We start from the raw sequence: 19,425 nt of genomic DNA, 5'->3' as shown, positions 1-19,425 counted from the left end.
GAAGCCGCCACCCGACACCTCTTTTAGGCTGCTTTTGCGACCACTTCCGCTTCCGGGCGCTTCAGCACCGCGTAAGACAGACCCGCCACCAGCGTACCGGCAACAATCGCCAGCAGGTAGCCCAGCACCGGCGTGATGGCGCCAGGGATCAGCAGGACGAACAGACCGCCGTGCGGTGCCATCAGTTTCGCACCTACCGCCATGGAGATAGCTCCCGTTACCGCACCGCCGACGATACAGCATGGCAGAACACGCATTGGATCGCGCGCCGCAAACGGGATTGCGCCTTCGGTAATGAAGCACAGACCCAGCACCAGCGCCGCTTTGCCGCCTTCCTGCTGCGCTTTATCGAACTTACGACGGGCAATGATTGTCGCCAGGCCAAGTGCCAGCGGAGGCACCATACCTGCCGCCATGATCGCCGCCATCGGCGCGTAGGTCTGGGTACTCAGCAGGCCAACGCCGAACGCGTATGCCGCTTTGTTTACCGGACCGCCCATGTCGGTACACATCATACCGCCGAGGATTGCGCCCAACAGCACCGCGTTCGCCGTCCCCATGGTTTGCAGCCAGTGGGTCAGACCTTCCAGAATGCCCGCGACCGGCTTACCAATCAGGTAAATCATCGCCAGACCGACCACCAGGCTGGAAATCAGCGGGATGATCAGGATAGGTTTCAGCGCCTCCATACTCTGCGGCAGCTTCAGCTTAGAGCTGATGAGCTTCGCCACGTAACCGGCAAGGAAACCGGCAATAATACCGCCGATAAAGCCAGAACCAGTGCTCACGGCCAGCATACCGCCGATAAGACCCGGCGTCAGACCCGGACGGTCAGCGATGGAGAAGGCGATAAAGCCCGCCAGCACCGGCACCATCAGCGCAAACGCGGAGCCGCCACCAATCTGCATCAACGCTGCCGCCAGCGTGCCCTGCTCTTTAAAGGCTTCGATACCAAAGGCAAAGGAGAGCGCAATACACAGGCCGCCCGCCACCACCATCGGCAGCATGTAGGAAACCCCGGTTAACAGGTGACGATAGGCACCCGCAGACTCTTTCTTACCTTCGCCAGGCGTTTTAGCCGCACCGGTCGCCTGATAAGGTTTGGCTTCCGCCAGCGCTTTATCAAACTCCTGCGCAGTTTTCTTCAGCGCCAGGCCGGTTGAGGTGCGGTACATCGGCTTACCGGCAAACTTCGCCAGATCCACTTCGATATCGGCCGCCACGATCACCAGATCGGCTTCGGCCACCTCTTCCGGCGTGATGGCATTACCCGCGCCAACAGATCCGCGAGTTTCAACCTTCACCCACCAGCCGCGTTTTTTCGCTTCGGTTTCAATGGCTTCAGCCGCCATAAAGGTGTGAGCCACACCTGTCGGGCAAGCCGTTACCGCAACAATGCGTTTCGGCCCAGCGGTTGCGACCGGCGCGGCCTCAACGGGTGCACTGTAAACCGTCGCATGACCTTTTGCTTCGCTCAGAAACAGTTCAGGGTGTGCCACCGCGCGGTTAATATCGCCCAGCCACACTTTTTTGCCGTTCAGGGCGCTGTCCGCGGGGATTTTGTCGCCCAGAACAATCGCCATTTCAGCATCACCCGGGTTATCAATGATATCCAGGTGCGCTTTTTGTGCCGCCGCGCCCAGCAGGGTCTTCGCCATATAGGCACGAGCCTGTCCGAGACCGGAGTCAATGATCAGCAGCGTTTTCATTATTCCTCTCCTGCTGTTAGTTAAAAGGTTTTAAGTCAACGCGCGCCATCATCGCGGCTAACTGGGTACGATCGGTAATACCGACATTGCTCTGGCTCACGGCCAGGGCCGCAACGGCGGTAGCAAGGCGTAGGGTATGTTCACTGGATTCGCGCATCAGCAGACCGTAGATCAGGCCGCCAACCATCGAATCCCCGGCACCCACGGTGCTGACCACTTCCATAGAAGGCGGTTTGGCAATCCATTCCCCGGAGGCGTTAACCCACAGGGCACCTTCTGCACCCAGCGAAATCACCACATGAGCGATACCCTGCTCGCGCAGCGCATGGGCAGCGTCAATCACATCCTTTAATTCTGGCAGCTTACGGCCCGCCCAGATTTCCAGTTCACGGCGGTTAGGCTTAACCAGCCATGGCGAGGCTTTCAGACCGGCGACCAGCGCGTCGCGGCTGCTGTCAAAAATAATGCACGGGCACTGGCTGCGCAGGCGCGTCATCCAGTCGGTGAACGCTTCCGGGCTGACGCCGGACGGCAAGCTGCCGCTGACGCACACCATGTCAAACTGGCCCAGCCAGCTCAGGGAATCGGCAACGAAGCGCTCCCAGTCAGCCGGGGTCACTTCGAAGCCGGAGAAGTTCAGATCGGTTACTTCACCGTCTTTCTCGGTCAGCTTAACGTTAATACGGGTACGGCCCTGCACAACCTGAAAACGGTTGGCGATGCCCAGTTCACTGAACAACTGCTGAAAACCGTCCTGGTTGTCTTTGCCAAGGAAGCCGCCAACGGTGACGTCGATGCCGAGATCTTTCAGCACCTTCGCCACGTTAATCCCTTTCCCTGCGGCATGCAGGCCGGTGGTTCGCACCAGGTTAACTTCGCCACGCTCAATTTCCGGGCAGAAGCCCACCAGATCGTAAGCCGGGTTCAGCGTAATGGTCGCAACACGTCTGCTCATTATGCGCCCTCCCCCAGACCGGCCGCGATGGCGTCGCCAATCGCTTTCAGCGCCTGTTCAGCATCAGCACCCTGCGCGGTAAAACGCAGACGATGGCCTTTCTTCACACCCAGCGCGACAACTTTCATCAGGCTGCGCCCGTTGGCTGGTTTACCCGAACCGTCCAGATTGGTCACGGTGATCTCACTTTCAAATTGTTTAATGGTATTCACCAGCATGGTGCCCGGACGGGCATGCAGGCCGTGTTCGTTACGCACCACGTACTCCGCGCTCAGCAGGTTGTCCGTCAGCGCATCGTCGCTGGTCAGCAGGGCCAGCACCGTCGCCGCGTCTGCGTTCAGCAATTTTTCAGCTTTATTGTTCAGCAGCAGATCGCCAAGGCGCTTCAGGACGGATACCGGCTGATCGTCAGCCATGGCAACGGTTACCAGCATCGCGGCGCGTTCGCCGTCTGTCTCAAAGGCAACCGCAGCACGGCTGACCGCGATAGCACTGCGCAGGTTGCCTTCAGCACTGTCGTTCAGCCAGATGCCCTGACCCAGGTTTAAAGGCTTATCATTGATGGTGCGGGTCACAAAGGCGGTATCAGCCGCCCCCACCTCTTTCAGGCGAGCCGCGTTCAGCGCCTGGAGCGTCACCAGATCGGACGCAACGACGTCCAGCATCAGGGTTTCATTATCCAGCTTCAGCGCTTCGCTCTGTTTTTCGCCCATCAGCAGGGCACGCAGCTCTTCAGCAGTGGTGGCGGATTTAAGCTGTTCCGCGACGGCATCATCGCTCAGCACGTGCGTCAACTGACGCAGCAGGCCCAGGTGTTCGTCACCGCTGGCCGCGATACCGATCGCCACGTAAGCCACCTGCCCCTCGCCCCAGAGCACGCCCTGCGGGAACTGGTAAACCTGCACGCCGGTTTTCAGCACCTGATCGCGGGTGTCCGTGGTGCCGTGCGGAATTGCAATACCGTTACCGAGGAAGGTGGAGGTCTGCTGTTCACGCGCCAACATGCCGTTGACGTAGCCGTCCGCCACGTTGCCAGCCTGCACGAGCGCAGCGGCGACCTGGCGAATAGCCTCTTCTTTATTCCCGGCCTGTTCGCCCGGGTGGATATCCTGAACAGATAACTGGAACATGATTCTCCTCTCCTGCTGAAATTGAATCGTTTCAGCTTAACTGAGAAAATATGCGCTAACCTGCTTCTACAGGACATGCAAGATAGCGCTGAAACGTTTCAAGAAGTCTTGTCTTTTCTACAAAAGGTTGCAAGAAAAGTTACATTTCTTGTTGCAGAATTTAGAAGTGCAGCACATTTCTTCTTCAATAGGGAGGTTTTTGCTGATGTTCAGCAAACAGGTTCAGCACACTTCAGCGAAACAGCGTTAAACTGAAATGCTATTTTGATTTATTGTGGCAATCTTGATTTTGCCCTCTGTTTATTTAATGACAGGCGGCGTAAACTCCGCCTCTCTCTGTTACTCGCAAAGACTGAACATGCATAACACCCCCGCTGCCGCCTCACCAAAGCCCTTTGATTTGACGTCAACGGCGTTTTTGATTGTTGCTTTCCTCACCGGTATTGCCGGTGCGTTACAAACGCCTACGCTGAGCTTGTTTCTGACCAACGAAGTCCACGCGCGTCCGGCGATGGTTGGCTTCTTCTTCACCGGGAGCGCCATCATTGGCATCCTGGTCAGCCAGTTTCTGGCCGGGCGTTCCGACAGAAAAGGCGATCGTAAAAGCCTGATCGTCTTTTGCTGTCTGCTGGGCGTTTTCGCCTGCGTGTTGTTTGCCTGGAACCGCAACTATTTCATTCTGCTGTTTGTTGGGGTGTTCCTGAGCAGCTTCGGCTCGACCGCCAACCCGCAGATGTTCGCCCTTGCCCGCGAGCATGCCGACCGCACCGGGCGGGAAGCGGTGATGTTCAGCTCGATACTGCGCGCGCAGGTGTCGCTTGCGTGGGTGATTGGCCCCCCGCTCGCCTACGCGCTGGCAATGGGTTTTGGCTTTACGGTAATGTACCTCAGCGCGGCGGTAGCCTTCGTGGTGTGTGGCGCAATGGTATGGTTCTTCCTGCCTTCCATGCGTAAAGAGCCGAAAGTGGCGACCGGTACGCTGGAAGCACCGCGGCGTAACCGGCGCGACGCACTACTGTTATTCATTATCTGTACGCTGATGTGGGGAACGAACAGCCTCTATATCATTAATATGCCGTTGTTTATTATTGATGAGCTGCATCTGCCGGAGAAGCTGGCCGGGATCATGATGGGAACCGCCGCGGGGCTTGAGATCCCCACCATGCTGATTGCGGGCTATTACGCGAAGCGCTTCGGCAAGCGCTTTTTGATGCGCATCGCCGCCGTTGCCGGGCTGCTGTTTTATGTCGGCATGCTGACGGTCCATACGCCAGCGCTGCTTCTTGCTTTACAGCTGCTGAACGCCATTTATATCGGCATTCTGGCCGGTATCGGCATGCTCTACTTCCAGGATCTGATGCCGGGTCAGGCAGGCGCTGCCACCACCCTTTATACTAATACCACCCGCGTGGGCTGGATTATTGCAGGCTCACTGGCGGGCGTTGTGGCTGAAATCTGGAACTATCATACGGTGTTCTGGATTGCGCTGGTGATGTGCGTCCTGACGTTGAGCTGCCTGACGCGGATTAAGGACGTTTAAGGCGCGGTGAGCGCTTCCAGCTCAAGCAGATAAGTGATGGCCTGCTGGCGCGTACTGCCGCACATTTCGGCGTCAGGCTGGAGCCCGGAGCACACCTTCGGGCGTAAAGGCGAGCCAAAGATCATGCACAGGTTGGAGTCAGAGAGCTGAACGCAGCGGGTATTGGCAGGCTTGCCTTGTGGCATGCCTGGAATGGGGCTTGAGATGGACGGTGCGGTACAGCACGCGCCACAGTCGGAACGACAATCCATACATGCTCTCTGTTGGTGGCAGATGCCCGCGCAGTCGGGCATTGCGCGCACAGTAACACCTTTTATGTATTGATAGCAAAACCCACGAATTCCGCTTGCCTGAAAGGCCGCGCGCGAGTAATTTGGCGCGATATTTTTTACCTCCCGTAAACAGGATTACTGCAATGCCAAGAGCGAACGAAATCAAGAAAGGTATGGTACTGAATTACAACGGCAAACTGCTGATTGTGAAAGATATCGACATTCAGGCACCCAGCGCCCGTGGCGCAGCAACGCTGTATAAAATGCGTTTCTCCGATGTCCGTACCGGCCTGAAAGTGGAAGAACGTTTTAAAGGCGACGATATCGTGGATACCGTGACCCTGACCCGTCGCTACGTTGATTTTTCTTATATCGACGGCAACGAATACGTGTTCATGGATAAAGAAGATTACACCCCGTATATCTTCACCAAAGATCAGATCGAAGAAGAGCTGCTGTTTATTCCTGAAGGTGGAATGCCGGACATGCAGGTGCTGACCTGGGATGGCGTGTTGCTGGCGCTGGAGCTGCCGCAGACCGTTGATCTGGAAATCGTTGAAACGGCACCGGGCATCAAAGGCGCGTCTGCAAGCGCGCGTAACAAACCGGCTACCCTGACTACCGGTCTGGTCGTACAGGTGCCAGAATACCTGTCAGCGGGCGAGAAAATCCGTATCCATATCGAAGAAAAACGCTATATGGGTCGCGCTGACTGATTGTGGCGTTTGCCGGGTGGCGGCTGCGCCTTACCCGGCCTACAAAAACACAAAAACCGGCCTCAGAGCCGGTTTTTCGTAGGCCCGGTAAGCGTAGCGCCACCGGGCAATCAGGCTTACAGAAGCTCTGGATACTTCGTCATTTTCAGCGCCAGCTCAATACCGCGCACTTCCGCCATCCCTTTCAGACGGCCAATCGCCGAATACCCTGGATTCGTTTTCTTGCGCAGATCGTCCAGCATCTGATGCCCGTGATCCGGACGGAACGGGATAGGACGTACATCCCCCGCCTGCTTACGACGTACTTCTTCAGAGAGAATGGCATCCACCACCGCAACCATGTTCACGTCGCCGCCAAGGTGGGCTGCTTCATGGAAGGTTTTTGGATTCTCTTCACGGCAGGTTGCACGCAGGTGAGTGAAATGAATGCGATCCCCAAAGGTTTCGATCATCCGCACCAGATCGTTATCCGCACGCACGCCGTAAGAGCCCGTACACATGGTAAAGCCGTTGTAGATGCTGTCCACCGTCTCTTTTAGCCACTGCATATCCTCAATGGTCGACACGATACGCGGCAGGCCGAGGATTGGGCGCGGAGGATCGTCCGGATGGACCGCCAGCCGCACGCCCGCTTCTTCTGCCACCGGCACGATAGCGCGCAGGAAGTGCGCCATGTTTTCACGCAGCTGGTTTTTATCGATATCGCCATATTCCGCCAGGCGCGCGCGGAACTGATCGAGGGTATAGCCCTCTTCCGCCCCCGGCAGGCCCGCGATAATATTGCGAACCAGCTTCTCAATGTCCGCTTCACTGGCGGCATTGAACCACGCCAGCGCCTGCTGCTGCTCTTCGGCGGTGTAGTCTGCTTCCGCCCCCGGACGCTTCAGAATGTGTAGCTCGAAAGCCGCAAAAGCGATTTGATCGAAACGCAGCGCCTTCGAACCATCGGCCATTTCATATTCCAGGTCGGTACGCGTCCAGTCCAGAATTGGCATAAAGTTATAGCAGACGGTATCAATACCGCAGGCCGCCAGGTTACGAATGCTCTGCTGATAATTCGCAATCCAGGTTTCACACTCACCGGAGTGGGTTTTGATATCTTCGTGAACCGGAATACTTTCCACGACAGACCAGGTTAGACCCTTCTCTGCCAGCTGTGCCTGACGCTTTTGGATTTCCTCCACCGGCCACACCTGACCGTTCGGAATATGATGCAGCGCCGTGACCACACCCGTTGCGCCAGCCTGACGCACATCATCAAGAGAAACCGGATCGTTCGGCCCGTACCAACGCCAGGTTTGTTCCATTGCCCCACCCTCTCAAGTTGTTATACCAATATGGATTACCTCAATGACGACTACCATACATGTTTAATCGAAGTGGTCAACACAGCGCGCGACATTGATTGATCAAACTCACATAACCGGGATATTTACGGCTTACCAATTTAATTTGTTGTCATATAACTTTACACTGGCATTGTTAATTAATGGTTAATCAGGTGTGTACTACATGAAGACTATTGCCTCCACCGCGCTTCCTGCTCATGTCCAGCAGCCCCGCTACGATCGCGAGCAGTTACGCTCCCGCATCGTCCATTTCGGCTTTGGCGCGTTCCACCGGGCGCATCAGGCGTTGTTAACAAACCGGGTGCTGAACGCCAAAGGAGGCGACTGGGGTATTTGTGAGATTAGCCTCTTTAGCGGCGATGTTCTCATGCGCCAGCTCCGCGCGCAGGATCATCTGTTTACCGTGCTGGAGAAAGGTGCCGAAGGCAATCAGCCCATTATTATCGGTGCGGTAAAAGAGTGCCTGAACGCAAAACTCGACTCGCTAGCAGCCATTATTGAGAAGTTCTGCGAACCGCAGGTGGCCATTGTCTCCCTCACCATTACCGAAAAAGGCTACTGCATCGATCCGGCGACGGGGAAACTGGATATGCACAACAGCCGCATTCTGCACGATCTTGAGCATCCGTCTGAGCCGCATTCCGCGCCGGGTATTCTGGTCGAAGCGCTTCATCGCCGCCGCGAGCGCGGCCTGCCGGCGTTTACCGTGCTCTCCTGCGACAACATTCCCGATAACGGCCACGTGGTGAAAAATGCCGTTCTCGGCATGGCCGGAAAGCGTTCCGCAGAGCTGGCCGGATGGATCGAGGCGCACGTGAGCTTCCCTGGCACCATGGTCGACCGAATCGTGCCCGCCGCCACTGACGCCTCACTCGCGGAAATCACCCAGGAACTTGGCGTTGAAGATCCCTGCGCCATCAGCTGTGAACCGTTCATTCAGTGGGTAGTGGAAGATAACTTTGTCGCCGGGCGTCCGGAATGGGAGGTTGCAGGCGTACAGATGGTTGAGGATGTCCTGCCCTGGGAGCAGATGAAGCTGCGGATGCTGAACGGCAGCCACTCCTTCCTGGCGTATCTGGGCTACCTTGCCGGCTACGCGCACATAAATGAATGTATGCAGGACGACAGCTTCCGCGAGGCTGCCCGCAGGCTGATGCTGAATGAGCAGGCCCCTACGCTGCGCATCACCAACGTCGATCTGACAGCCTATGCTGACAGCCTGCTTGACCGCTTCGCCAACCCGGCGCTACAGCACCGCACCTGGCAAATCGCTATGGACGGCAGTCAGAAGCTGCCTCAGCGCATGCTGGATGGGATCCGCATGCATCTTGAGCGTAACACCGCCTGGCCATTACTGGCGCTGGGCGTCGCAGGCTGGATGCGCTACGTCAGCGGGACGGACGACCAGGGCAACGCCATTGACGTGCGCGATCCGCTGAGCGACAAGTTTCAGGCCATTGTCGCTACCAGCAGTGACACAGAACGCGTTAGCGCCCTGCTGACGCTAAAAGAAATCTTTGGCGACGACCTGCCGCAAAACCCTGTCTTTGTCGAGGCAATCACCGGCGCGTACCAGCGCCTCGTCCGGCTCGGCGCGCGTCAGGCCGTTATCGAAACGTTAAAAATTTAGCGATTATTGCGTTTAAGGCGAACGGTTTTACGCTCCGTTCGCCCTCCCTCTTCTCAATGCCCGATTTTTTCGTCAGGATGATAGATAGTTGTTACTACATCACAATTATTTATCGGAGCGCACGTGACCAAAACCAACCTGATCACCGGTTTTCTCGGCAGCGGTAAAACTACGTCCATTCTGCATTTGCTGGCCAATAAAGATCCGGCGGAAAAGTGGGCCGTGCTGGTCAACGAATTTGGCGAAGTGGGGATCGACGGCGCGTTGCTCGCCGACAGCGGCGCGATGGTGAAAGAGATCCCGGGCGGGTGTATGTGCTGCGTGAATGGTCTGCCGATGCAGGTCGGGCTGAATACGCTGCTGCGTCAGGGCAAGCCTGACCGTCTGCTGATTGAACCCACTGGGCTGGGTCATCCGAAGCAAATTCTTGATTTACTGACCGCCCCGGTCTACGAGCCGTGGCTTGAGCTGCGTGCGACGCTTTGCCTGCTCGACCCCCGCCAGCTGCTGGATGAAAAAGCGATCAATAACGACAATTTCCGCGACCAGCTCGCCTCGGCAGACATCATCGTGGCGAATAAATCCGATCGCGCGACGGCTGAGAGTCAGGCCGCGTTCAATGCCTGGTGGCAGCAGGCTGGCGGTGGACGTCAGTATGTGCAGACCACCCAGGGCAACATTGATGGCGCCCTGCTCGATCTTCCCCGCCTCAACCAGACGCAACTGCCTGCCAGCGCAGAGCATTCGCATAGCCACGGCGCGAAGCAAGGTCTGGCTGCGCTGAGCCTGCCCGAACATCAGCGCTGGCGTCGAAATCTGAACAGCGGCCAGGGACACCAGGCCTGCGGCTGGATCTTCGATGCCGATACGGTTTTCGACACCATTGGTATACTGGAATGGGCGAGACTGGCGCCGGTTGAGCGGGTAAAAGGGATCATGCGCACCCCGGATGGTCTGGTGCGCATTAATCGTCAGGGCGAGGATTTCTTTATAGAAACCCAGAACGTCGCGCCACCCGACAGCCGGATAGAGTTAATTAGTGCGGTTAATACCGACTGGAATGCCCTCCAGTCAAGCCTGTTGAAGCTTCGTTTAAGTTTGGGCGGCTAACGTTGCCCCTGATTTCACACATTGCTGAAGACTATGACGACTCGACTTCCTGCTATTTTATTGCTCAACGCTGCCGGTCTGGCGATCTTTTTCTCCTGGTATATCCCGGCGGATCACGGATTCTGGTTCCCGCTGGATTCCGGGCTGTTCCACTTCTTTAACCAGGCGCTGGCGAAGAGTGAAGCCTTCCTGTGGCTGGTGGCGATCACCAACAACCGCGCGTTTGACGGCTGTTCGCTGCTGGCAATGGGCTGTCTGATGCTCTCCTTCTGGCTGAAGGAAGACAAAACGGGTCGTCGCCGTATTCTGATTATCGGCCTGGTCATGCTGCTGGCAGCCGTGATTATCAACCAGCTGGCGCAGCATCTGATGCCGGTTAAACGCGCCAGTCCGTCGCTCTCTTTCCCGAATATTAACCGCGTCAGCGAGCTGCTTCATATTCCAACCAAAGACGCCTCGAAGGACAGCTTCCCGGGCGACCACGGTATGATGCTGCTGATTTTTGCTGGCTTCATGCTGCGCTATTTCGGTAAAAAAGCCTTCGCCATCGCCCTGGTTATTGTGGTGGTATTTGCATTCCCGCGGGTGATGATTGGCGCTCACTGGCTGACAGATATCGCCGTAGGCTCCCTCACGGCGGTGTTAATTGGTTTACCCTGGGTGCTGATGACTCCCCTGAGCGATCGCGTAATAAGTATTTTTGATCGCTATCTTCCCGGCAAATTTAAACAAGTCTGAAACAAATAAATAACGCTAATTAACACCATTCATCAGGGATCGTTTTCGATCCCTGAGTCACTTCTTTCCGGCATCATTCAGCGCTGTCATCATTCCGTCATACAATTCGTGATAAAAATGAAGCAATTGCAGGGATTACCGGTATGAATGGCGGCATTTTGAGCAATTCCGCGCTGTAACGTTGTGTATCACATTTTCTTATAAAAAAACGGTCTTTTTTGCTCGCAATGCCCTTTGCAATCGGTTAACCTCGAACTCGTTTTGCCCCATTGAGATAATTATTATCGTGGTGAATAATTTTGTGCGTTGTGCCACAGATTTCACCATAAAGAATTGTCTCATTGTGAACAGATAATTAGTCTCGTCACGGTTGGCATTTTTATAACGATATTTTCGTTAAGGACTTCAAGGGAAAACAAACAAAATGGTCAAATCTCAACCAATTTTGAGATATATCTTGCGGGGGATCCCGGCGATTGCAGTGGCGGTTCTGCTTTCGGCATGTAGTACGACGAACACCGCGAAGAATATGCATCCTGAGACGCGTGTTGTGGGAATGGAAGATTCCTCTTCACTGCAAGCCTCTCAGGATGAATTTGAAAATATGGTACGTAATCTCGACGTTAAGTCGCGTATTATGGATCAGTATGCTGACTGGAAAGGCGTGCGTTACCGCCTGGGCGGCAGCACCAAGAAAGGCATCGATTGCTCCGCATTCGTACAGCGTACTTTCCGTGAGCAGTTTGGGTTAGACCTTCCGCGTTCTACTTATGAACAGCAGGAAATGGGCAAGTCCATTTCGCGCACTAAACTGCGTACGGGCGATTTAGTCCTGTTCAGAGCAGGTTCAACCGGTCGACACGTTGGCATCTATATCGGTAACGATCAGTTTGTCCATGCTTCCACCAGCAGTGGTGTGACGATTTCCAGCATGAACGAACCTTACTGGAAGAAGCGCTACAACGAAGCTCGCCGCGTTCTGAGCCGTAGTTAATATTGCTGTCGTATCGTTGGTTATCCCTTGGCTGGCGATACGATTAAAAAAGCACTGCTCCGGCAGTGTTTTTTTTTGCCCGTTACACTGATAGACATCCAGCGTCATTTCAGGAATCACGACATCTATGTTTACCCGCTACTTCTCCAGCAACCGCAAGATACTGTTTCTCAGTATTCTGACGGGGTTGTTTACCGCCCTGCTTCTGAGTGCGTTACAGTTTTACTGGAGTTATCACAAGCGAGAAGTCAGGTACGATACCCTCATTACGGATTTAAGCGTCTACATGGAGAGCTTTTTCGACGAGCTTAAAACCTCTATTGATACGCTCCAGCCGCTCACGCTGAACAGCTGTGAAGAGGTCAGTGCGGCGCTCACCTCACGCGCGGCCTTCAGTATTAACGTGCGCGCCTTTTTGCTGGTCCGGGATAAACAGGCCTTCTGCTCTTCGGCAACAGGTCCGATGAATACCCCAATGGAAACGCTTATCCCTCAGCTACACATCAGCAAACCTGTTGATATCGCGCTCCTGCCGGGCACGCCCATGCTGCCGGATAAACCCGCGATCGCTATCTGGTATCGCAATCCGCTGGTAAAAGACGGCGGCGTATTTACCTCCGTGAACATCAACCTGACGCCTTACCTTCTTTATACGTCACGTCAGGATGAATTTTCCGGAATATCGATCGTCATTGGCGACTCCGCGTTATCCACCCAGTCCGGAATGCTGGTTCAGGCGCGGGATTTGCCTGAGGTCCCCGCTCGCACCGCCACGCTGAAAAATATTCCTCTGACCGTTAACGTCTATGCGCAAGCCTGGAAGACCGATGAACTGCTCTACGCCGTGTTCTTCGGCCTGGTCTGCGGTATTGCGGCAGGTCTGCTGAATTTCTATATTCTCACTATCCGTCTTAATCCCGGGAAAGAGATCCTTACGGCCATCAAGCACGATCAGTTCTACGTGGTCTATCAGCCCGTCGTGGATGCGCAGTCGCTCAGAATGACCGGGCTGGAAGTCCTGATGCGCTGGAAGCATCCGGTGATGGGCGAAATTCCACCGGATGCCTTTATTAATTTTGCTGAAGCGCAGAAGCTGATCGTCCCGCTGACGCTGCATCTTTTTGACCTGATTATCCGCGATGCCCCTGTCCTGCAAACGGTGCTCCCGCCTGGGGCCAAGTTTGGGATCAACATCGCACCCGGTCATCTGCATGCGGAAAGCTTTAAAGAGGATATGCGCGCGTTTGCCGCTGCCCTTCCGCCCGATCACTTCCAGATTGTGCTGGAAATAACCGAGCGCGACATGATCAACCACCGCGAGGCAAATCAGCTGTTTGAATGGCTGCACAATGAAGGTTTTGAAATCGCCATCGATGATTTTGGCACCGGCCACAGCGCGCTGATCTATCTGGAACGCTTCACGATGGATTACCTGAAAATTGACCGTGGCTTCGTGAATGCCATCGGGACTGAAACCGTTACCTCGCCAGTGCTGGACGCGGTGCTGACGCTGGCAGAACGCCTGAATATGTTAACCGTCGCCGAGGGTGTTGAAACGCCCGAGCAGGCGGCGTGGCTGCGCGAGCATGGCGTGAACTATCTTCAGGGCTACTGGATCGGCCGACCAATGCCGCTGGAGCAGTTCAGGACGTGGCAACCCGACATCACGCTCGGGGAATAATTTCACAATCACGGCGCTGTCCCTTATTATTCTCCTCAACCGAGCCTGCCTGTGAACAAAGGGATCCGCCGCACTATGATTATGCGCGTTGTATTGATGCTGTTGGCGCTGGTGAGCCTGTCGAGCCAGGCGCAGACCATCAAAGAGAGCACGGCCTTTGCCGTCATTGGCGAGCCGAAGTATGCGGTCAACTTTACTCACTACGATTATGTGAACCCCGCCGCCCCGAAAGGCGGGAACGTGACGCTTTCCGCGACCGGAACGTTTGACAACTTTAACCGCTTCGCCCTGCGCGGCGTGGCGGCAGCGCGTACCGAATCCCTCTATGACACGCTGTTCGTCACCTCCGACGACGAGCCCGGCAGCTATTATCCCCTGGTCGCTGAGAACGTGCGTTACGCCGATGATTTTAGCTGGGCAGAAATCGCGATTAATCCGCGGGCGCGTTTTCACGACGGTACGCCGGTTAGCGCCCGCGATGTGGCGTTCACCTTTCATAAATTTATGACCGAAGGCGTGCCGCAGTTTCGTCTGGTGTACAAGGGCACCACGGTGAAAGCCATCGCCCCGCTGACCGTGCGAATCGAACTCCCTGAGCCAAACAAAGAGAATATGCTGAGCCTGTTCTCCCTGCCCGTCATGCCCGAATCATTCTGGAAAAACCATAAGCTGAGCGATCCCCTCTCTTCCCCGCCGCTGGCCGGAGGACCGTATCGCATTACCGACTGGCGAATGGGCCAGTACGTGATCTATTCCCGCGTGAAAGATTACTGGGCAGCCACGCTGCCGGTAAACCGGGGCCGCTGGAACTTCGATACAATCCGCTACGACTACTACCTGGATGATAACGTGGCCTTCGAGGCGTTTAAGGCAGGCGCATTTGATTTACGTGTCGAGAACAGCGCCAAAAACTGGGCGACCCGGTATATCGGAAAAAATTTCGCGAAAGGCTATATCGTTAAAGACGAACATAAAAACGAATCCGCGCAGGACACGCGCTGGCTGGCGTTTAATATTCAGCGCCCGGTTTTTTCCGATCGTCGGGTGCGTGAAGCTATTACCCTGGCGTTTGATTTCGAATGGATGAACAAAGCGCTGTTTTACGGAGCCTACAGCCGGGCGAACAGCTATTTCCAGAATACTGAATATGCCGCCCGTGATTATCCCCACGCGGACGAGCTGGTTTTGCTGGCGCCAATGAAAGCGGAGCTCCCGCCGGAAGTGTTCACCCGCCTATTTGAACCGCCAAAATCCGACGGAAACGGGTTCGACCGGGACAACCTGCTGAAAGCCAGCAAACTGCTGGATGACGCTGGCTGGGTGTTGAAAAATCGGCTACGAGTAAATGTTAAAACTGGTAAGCCGCTCAGCTTCGAACTGCTGATTGCCTCCGGCGCAAACGATCAGTGGGTGCTGCCGTTTAAGAAGAACCTTGCCCGTCTTGGGGTGACCATGAATATCCGCCAGGTCGATATTGCCCAGCTGACCAACCGCAAGCGCAGTCGCGATTACGACATGATGCAAACCCTGTGGGCTGCCCAGCCGTGGCCGAGTTCAGACCTGCAAATCTCCTGGGCATCGGGCTATATCGACTCCTCCTACAACGCTCCGGGGGTAAAGAGTCCGGTGATTGATGCGCTGATCGCGAAAATCGTTGCCGCTCAGGGCGATAAAGAGAAACTTCTGCCGCTCGGGCGCGCGCTTGACCGGGTGTTAACCTGGAACTATTACATGCTGCCGATGTGGTACATGGGTGAAGATCGCGTGGCCCGCTGGGACAAATTCTCCCTGCCCGCCGTTCGCCCGGTTTATACGCTTGGTTTTGATACGTGGTGGTATGACGTGAATAAAGCCGCAAAACTGCCCGCAGCGCGGCGTTGAGGAGTGACGATGGGCGCTTATCTTATCCGCAGGCTGCTGCTGGTTATCCCGACGCTATGGGCCATCATTACCATTAACTTTTTTATCGTGCAGATTGCCCCCGGCGGCCCGGTGGACCAGGCGATTGCGGCCATAGAATTTGGTCACGCTGGCGGCATGCCGGGCGGCGGCGGTGAAGGAATGGGGGCCAGCCATGCCCGGACGGGCGTGGGCAATATCAGCGAAAGCCACTACCGGGGCGGTCGGGGACTGGATCCGGAGGTGATCGCCGAGATCACCCATCGCTATGGTTTTGACAAGCCGCTGCACGAGCGTTATTTCAGGATGCTCTGGGATTATGTCCGTTTCGATTTTGGCGACAGCCTGTTTCGCAGCGCCTCGGTGCTAACCCTGATCAAGCAAAGCCTGCCGGTTTCCATCACGCTCGGACTGTGGGGGACGCTGATTATTTATCTGGTTTCCATTCCGCTGGGGATCCGCAAAGCGGTCTACAACGGTAGCCGTTTTGATATCTGGAGCAGCACGTTCATTATCATCGGCTACGCTATCCCGGCGTTTCTGTTTGCCGTGCTGCTGATTGTCTTTTTCGCTGGCGGCAGTTATTTCGACCTCTTCCCGCTGCGCGGGCTGGTCTCTGCGGATTTCAGCACGCTGCCGTGGTATCAGAAAATCACCGATTACTTCTGGCACATCACGCTTCCGGTGCTGGCGACGGTTATCGGCGGTTTTGCGGCGCTTACGATGCTGACCAAAAATGCCTTTCTTGATGAGATCCGCAAACAGTACGTCGTCACCGCGCGCGCCAAAGGCGTCGGTGAAAAGCAGATTATGTGGAAGCACGTTTTTCGTAACGCCATGCTGCTGGTGATTGCCGGTTTTCCCGCCACGTTCATCAGTATGTTTTTTACCGGCTCTCTGCTGATAGAAGTGATGTTCTCTCTCAACGGTTTAGGGCTGCTCGGCTATGAGGCCACCGTCTCCCGTGATTACCCGGTGATGTTTGGCACACTGTACATTTTCACCCTGATCGGCCTGCTGCTGAATATCATCAGCGATATCAGCTATACGCTGGTCGATCCCCGTATCGATTTTGAGGGCCGCTGATGTTGCGTTTAAGCCCCGTCAATCAGGCCCGCTGGGCGCGCTTTCGCCACAACCGTCGCGGCTACTGGTCGCTGTGGATCTTCGCCGTCCTGTTTGCCTTAAGTCTGTGTTCCGAACTGATTGCCAACGATAAACCCCTGCTGGTGCATTTCAAAGATCGCTGGTACGTGCCGGTGCTTACTACCTATAGCGAAAGCGATTTTGGCGGTCCGTTTGCGACGCCAGCCGAGTATCAGGATCCCTGGTTACGTGAACAGATCGCGCAGCACGGCTGGGCGCTTTGGGCACCGATTCGTTTTGGCGCGAACAGTATTAACTACGCCACGTCCACCCCCTTCCCTTCCCCGCCTTCCTCGCAGAACTGGCTGGGAACGGACGCCAACGGCGGCGATGTGCTGGCGCGCATCCTCTATGGCACCCGCATCTCGCTCCTGTTTGGGCTGCTTCTGACGCTCTTTAGCAGCGTGATGGGCGTCGTGGCGGGCGCCATGCAGGGCTATTACGGTGGAAAAATCGATTTGTGGGGGCAGCGCGTAATTGAAGTCTGGTCCGGTATGCCGACGCTGTTTCTGATTATCCTGCTGTCCAGCGTAGTACAGCCTGGCTTCTGGTGGCTGTTAGGCATCACCGTCCTGTTCGGCTGGATGGCACTGGTCGGCGTGGTGCGCGCGGAGTTTCTGCGCACGCGAAATTACGATTATATTCGCGCCGCGCAGGCATTAGGCGTGAGCGATCGCGCAATTATCTTCCGTCACATGCTTCCCAATGCGGTGGTGGCGACCCTCACCTTCCTGCCGTTTATTTTGTGTAGCTCCATTACCACCCTGACGTCGCTTGATTTTCTTGGTTTCGGTTTGCCGCTGGGCTCACCGTCTCTTGGCGAACTGCTGTTGCAGGGCAAAAACAACCTCCAGGCCCCCTGGCTGGGCATCGCCGCATTCCTCTCCGTGGCTGTGCTGCTTTCCCTGCTGATTTTTATTGGCGAAGCCGTGCGCGATGCCTTCGATCCCAACAAGGCGGTATGACATGACCCGGCCTCTTCTGAGCATAGAAAATCTGTCGATTGCGTTTTCAAAGCAGGGCGAATCTCGCCCGGTGGTGACGGATTTATCGTTGCAGATCCAGCGCGGAGAGACGCTGGCGCTGGTCGGGGAATCCGGCTCTGGTAAGAGCGTTTCGGCACTGTCGGTGCTGCGCCTGCTCCCTTCCCCGCCGGCCAGCTATCCGCAGGGGGATATTCTGTTCCATGAACAATCCCTGCTGAACGCTGATGAGCAAACCCTGCGCGGCATTCGTGGCAATAAGATTGCCATGATTTTTCAGGAGCCGATGGTGTCGCTCAATCCATTGCATACGCTGGAAAAACAGCTCTATGAAGTGCTGTCACTTCATCGGGGAATGCGTAAAGAGGCAGCGCGGGGGGAAATTCTGGACTGCCTTGAACGCACCGGCATTCGTAATGCGGCGAAACGGCTGAACGATTTCCCGCATCAGCTTTCCGGCGGCGAGCGCCAGCGCGTGATGATCGCGATGGCGCTGCTGACGCGCCCCGAACTGTTGATTGCGGATGAACCCACCACCGCGCTGGACGTCACGGTGCAGGCGCAAATTCTGCAACTGCTGCGTGAACTGCGGGACGAGCTAAACATGAGCCTGCTGTTTATTACGCATAACCTGGGCATCGTGAAAAAGCTCGCTGACGCGGTGGCCGTGATGCAAAACGGCCGCTGCGTCGAACAGAACAGGGCAACTGCCCTGCTGAGCGCGCCTCAGCACCCGTATACACAGCGCCTGCTCGATAGCGAACCCTCTGGCGACCCGATTCCGCTTAACGCTGACAGCGCACCGTTGCTGAAGGTTGAGGACCTGTCGGTGTCATTCCCGATCCGCAAAGGCATTTTGCGTCGCGTGGTCGATCACAATCATGTTCTGAAAAACATGAGCTTCTCTCTGCGTCCGGGCGAGTCGCTTGGGCTTGTGGGCGAATCCGGTTCGGGCAAAAGCACCACCGGCCTGGCGCTGCTGCGCCTGATCGCCTCGCAGGGAAGCATTCTCTTTGACGGCATGCCGCTGCAAAACCTGAGCCGCCGGCAAATGCTGCCCGTCCGCCCGCGCATGCAGGTGGTCTTTCAGGATCCGAACTCTTCGCTGAACCCGCGGCTGAGCGTATTGCAGATTATTGAAGAGGGCCTGCGCGTTCATCAGCCCGCGCTGACGGCACAACAGCGTGAAATCGACGTTAAGCGAGTGATGGCGGAAGTGGGTTTAGATCCCGAGACCCGGCACCGGTATCCGGCTGAGTTTTCCGGCGGACAGCGGCAGCGTATAGCGATTGCCCGCGCGTTGATCCTGAAACCGGAGCTGATCGTGCTGGACGAGCCTACCTCTTCACTGGACCGCACCGTGCAGGCGCAAATTCTGGCGCTGCTGAAGGGGCTACAGGAAAAGCATCGGCTGGCCTATATCTTTATCAGCCACGATTTACAGGTGGTGCGTGCGCTTTGCCATCAGGTGGTGGTATTGCGGCAGGGAGAAGTCGTTGAGCAGGGAGAGTGCCAGCGCGTATTCACTGCGCCTGCGCAGGATTACACGCGCCAGCTATTGTCCGCCGACTAG

17 protein-coding genes are annotated in these 19,425 nt (G+C 56.0%); 12 read left to right on the top strand and 5 right to left on the bottom strand.

The features are described from left to right. Positions 1-23: 23 nt before the first annotated feature. From fruA to fruB, 3 genes are read right to left on the bottom strand one after another with little or no spacing between them, the layout of a single operon-like run. Complete coding sequence (fruA, locus tag ACOT0L_RS00220; RefSeq protein WP_022648704.1) at positions 24-1,709, bottom strand: PTS fructose transporter subunit IIBC; 1,686 nt, start codon at positions 1,707-1,709, stop codon at positions 24-26. A 16-nt stretch (positions 1,710-1,725) separates the two neighbouring features. Further along, a complete protein-coding gene (gene fruK, locus ACOT0L_RS00215) occupies positions 1,726-2,664 on the bottom strand; it encodes a 1-phosphofructokinase (protein WP_006811313.1) in 939 nt (312 codons plus the stop codon). Continuing rightward, the gene (fruB, locus tag ACOT0L_RS00210) at positions 2,664-3,794 is read right to left on the bottom strand and encodes a fused PTS fructose transporter subunit IIA/HPr protein (protein ID WP_045308656.1); all 1,131 of its coding nucleotides are present in this window, start codon (positions 3,792-3,794) and stop codon (positions 2,664-2,666) included. Before fruB ends, fruK begins: the two co-directional genes overlap by 1 nt. A 75-nt stretch (positions 3,795-3,869) precedes the next feature. Between fruB and ACOT0L_RS00205 the strand changes: the two genes are divergently transcribed. Continuing rightward, on the top strand, positions 3,870-4,049 hold the full coding sequence (locus ACOT0L_RS00205) for a hypothetical protein (RefSeq protein WP_139154318.1): 180 nt from the start codon (positions 3,870-3,872) through the stop codon (positions 4,047-4,049). A 103-nt stretch (positions 4,050-4,152) separates the two neighbouring features. Further along, a complete protein-coding gene (setB, locus tag ACOT0L_RS00200; protein ID WP_032622475.1) occupies positions 4,153-5,334 on the top strand; it encodes a sugar efflux transporter SetB in 1,182 nt (393 codons plus the stop codon). Here setB and ACOT0L_RS00195 read toward each other — a convergent pair. After that, positions 5,331-5,585 (bottom strand): YkgJ family cysteine cluster protein, encoded by a 255-nt coding sequence (locus tag ACOT0L_RS00195; RefSeq protein WP_032622476.1) that lies wholly within the window; start codon positions 5,583-5,585, stop codon positions 5,331-5,333. The genes setB and ACOT0L_RS00195 overlap by 4 nt on opposite strands. 164 nt (positions 5,586-5,749) lie before the next feature. On the opposite strand from ACOT0L_RS00195, the gene yeiP reads away from it, so the two are divergent. Then, on the top strand, positions 5,750-6,322 hold the full coding sequence (gene yeiP / locus ACOT0L_RS00190) for an elongation factor P-like protein YeiP (protein ID WP_003859355.1): 573 nt from the start codon (positions 5,750-5,752) through the stop codon (positions 6,320-6,322). Positions 6,323-6,438: 116 nt separating this feature from the next. On the opposite strand, the gene uxuA is transcribed toward yeiP, so the two are convergent. Next, positions 6,439-7,629: a mannonate dehydratase gene (uxuA, locus tag ACOT0L_RS00185; protein WP_022648722.1), complete on the bottom strand. Its 1,191-nt coding sequence runs from the start codon at positions 7,627-7,629 to the stop codon at positions 6,439-6,441. A 205-nt stretch (positions 7,630-7,834) separates the two neighbouring features. Here uxuA and ACOT0L_RS00180 point away from each other — a divergent pair, with 205 nt between their 5' ends. From ACOT0L_RS00180 to yejF, 9 genes are all read left to right on the top strand, one after another. After that, positions 7,835-9,301 (top strand): mannitol dehydrogenase family protein, encoded by a 1,467-nt coding sequence (locus ACOT0L_RS00180; RefSeq protein ID WP_126503309.1) that lies wholly within the window; start codon positions 7,835-7,837, stop codon positions 9,299-9,301. 123 nt (positions 9,302-9,424) lie between these two features. Next, positions 9,425-10,411 carry a CobW family GTP-binding protein gene (locus ACOT0L_RS00175; protein ID WP_045308657.1) on the top strand — a complete coding sequence of 329 codons (987 nt, stop codon included), beginning with the start codon at positions 9,425-9,427 and terminating at the stop codon, positions 10,409-10,411. A 33-nt stretch (positions 10,412-10,444) separates the two neighbouring features. Then, entirely contained in the window at positions 10,445-11,149 is a 705-nt protein-coding gene (locus ACOT0L_RS00170) for a phosphatase PAP2 family protein (RefSeq protein WP_022648725.1), read from the top strand. 424 nt (positions 11,150-11,573) lie between these two features. Continuing rightward, the gene (gene mepS, locus ACOT0L_RS00165) at positions 11,574-12,143 is read left to right on the top strand and encodes a bifunctional murein DD-endopeptidase/murein LD-carboxypeptidase (protein WP_003859364.1); all 570 of its coding nucleotides are present in this window, start codon (positions 11,574-11,576) and stop codon (positions 12,141-12,143) included. Positions 12,144-12,270: 127 nt separating this feature from the next. Continuing rightward, a complete protein-coding gene (locus ACOT0L_RS00160; RefSeq protein WP_063151840.1) occupies positions 12,271-13,824 on the top strand; it encodes a cyclic di-GMP phosphodiesterase in 1,554 nt (517 codons plus the stop codon). A gap of 75 nt (positions 13,825-13,899) precedes the next feature. Further along, positions 13,900-15,705: an extracellular solute-binding protein gene (locus ACOT0L_RS00155; protein WP_038416428.1), complete on the top strand. Its 1,806-nt coding sequence runs from the start codon at positions 13,900-13,902 to the stop codon at positions 15,703-15,705. 9 nt (positions 15,706-15,714) lie between these two features. Next, on the top strand, positions 15,715-16,809 hold the full coding sequence (locus ACOT0L_RS00150; protein ID WP_003859369.1) for a microcin C ABC transporter permease YejB: 1,095 nt from the start codon (positions 15,715-15,717) through the stop codon (positions 16,807-16,809). Beyond that, positions 16,809-17,834 (top strand): microcin C ABC transporter permease, encoded by a 1,026-nt coding sequence (locus ACOT0L_RS00145; RefSeq protein ID WP_023306620.1) that lies wholly within the window; start codon positions 16,809-16,811, stop codon positions 17,832-17,834. The genes ACOT0L_RS00150 and ACOT0L_RS00145 overlap by 1 nt, the downstream gene beginning before the upstream one ends. A gap of 1 nt (position 17,835) precedes the next feature. Continuing rightward, positions 17,836-19,425, top strand: coding sequence for a microcin C ABC transporter ATP-binding protein YejF (yejF, locus tag ACOT0L_RS00140; protein ID WP_126503311.1), 1,590 nt, complete (start codon positions 17,836-17,838; stop codon positions 19,423-19,425).

The sequence above is a fragment of the Enterobacter cloacae complex sp. XAL002 genome, from assembly GCF_049236805.1.
GTDB classification, from domain to species: Bacteria; Pseudomonadota; Gammaproteobacteria; order Enterobacterales; family Enterobacteriaceae; genus Enterobacter; species Enterobacter intestinihominis.
Note: the sequence above shows the minus strand (reverse complement) of the source record. Positions and strands in the feature narration are given on the sequence as shown.

Bases quoted from the DNA above. Each gene is read 5' to 3' on its own strand.
- fruA (WP_022648704.1), bottom strand. From the start codon at position 1,709: ATGAAAACGCTGCTGATCATTGACTCCGGTCTCGGACAGGCTCGTGCC.
- fruK (WP_006811313.1), bottom strand. From the start codon at position 2,664: ATGAGCAGACGTGTTGCGACCATTACGCTGAACCCGGCTTACGATCTG.
- fruB (WP_045308656.1), bottom strand. From the start codon at position 3,794: ATGTTCCAGTTATCTGTTCAGGATATCCACCCGGGCGAACAGGCCGGG.
- ACOT0L_RS00205 (WP_139154318.1), top strand. From the start codon at position 3,870: ATGCAAGATAGCGCTGAAACGTTTCAAGAAGTCTTGTCTTTTCTACAA.
- setB (WP_032622475.1), top strand. From the start codon at position 4,153: ATGCATAACACCCCCGCTGCCGCCTCACCAAAGCCCTTTGATTTGACG.
- ACOT0L_RS00195 (WP_032622476.1), bottom strand. From the start codon at position 5,585: ATGGATTGTCGTTCCGACTGTGGCGCGTGCTGTACCGCACCGTCCATC.
- yeiP (WP_003859355.1), top strand. From the start codon at position 5,750: ATGCCAAGAGCGAACGAAATCAAGAAAGGTATGGTACTGAATTACAAC.
- uxuA (WP_022648722.1), bottom strand. From the start codon at position 7,629: ATGGAACAAACCTGGCGTTGGTACGGGCCGAACGATCCGGTTTCTCTT.
- ACOT0L_RS00180 (WP_126503309.1), top strand. From the start codon at position 7,835: ATGAAGACTATTGCCTCCACCGCGCTTCCTGCTCATGTCCAGCAGCCC.
- ACOT0L_RS00170 (WP_022648725.1), top strand. From the start codon at position 10,445: ATGACGACTCGACTTCCTGCTATTTTATTGCTCAACGCTGCCGGTCTG.
- mepS (WP_003859364.1), top strand. From the start codon at position 11,574: ATGGTCAAATCTCAACCAATTTTGAGATATATCTTGCGGGGGATCCCG.
- ACOT0L_RS00160 (WP_063151840.1), top strand. From the start codon at position 12,271: ATGTTTACCCGCTACTTCTCCAGCAACCGCAAGATACTGTTTCTCAGT.
- ACOT0L_RS00155 (WP_038416428.1), top strand. From the start codon at position 13,900: ATGATTATGCGCGTTGTATTGATGCTGTTGGCGCTGGTGAGCCTGTCG.
- ACOT0L_RS00150 (WP_003859369.1), top strand. From the start codon at position 15,715: ATGGGCGCTTATCTTATCCGCAGGCTGCTGCTGGTTATCCCGACGCTA.
- ACOT0L_RS00145 (WP_023306620.1), top strand. From the start codon at position 16,809: ATGTTGCGTTTAAGCCCCGTCAATCAGGCCCGCTGGGCGCGCTTTCGC.
- yejF (WP_126503311.1), top strand. From the start codon at position 17,836: ATGACCCGGCCTCTTCTGAGCATAGAAAATCTGTCGATTGCGTTTTCA.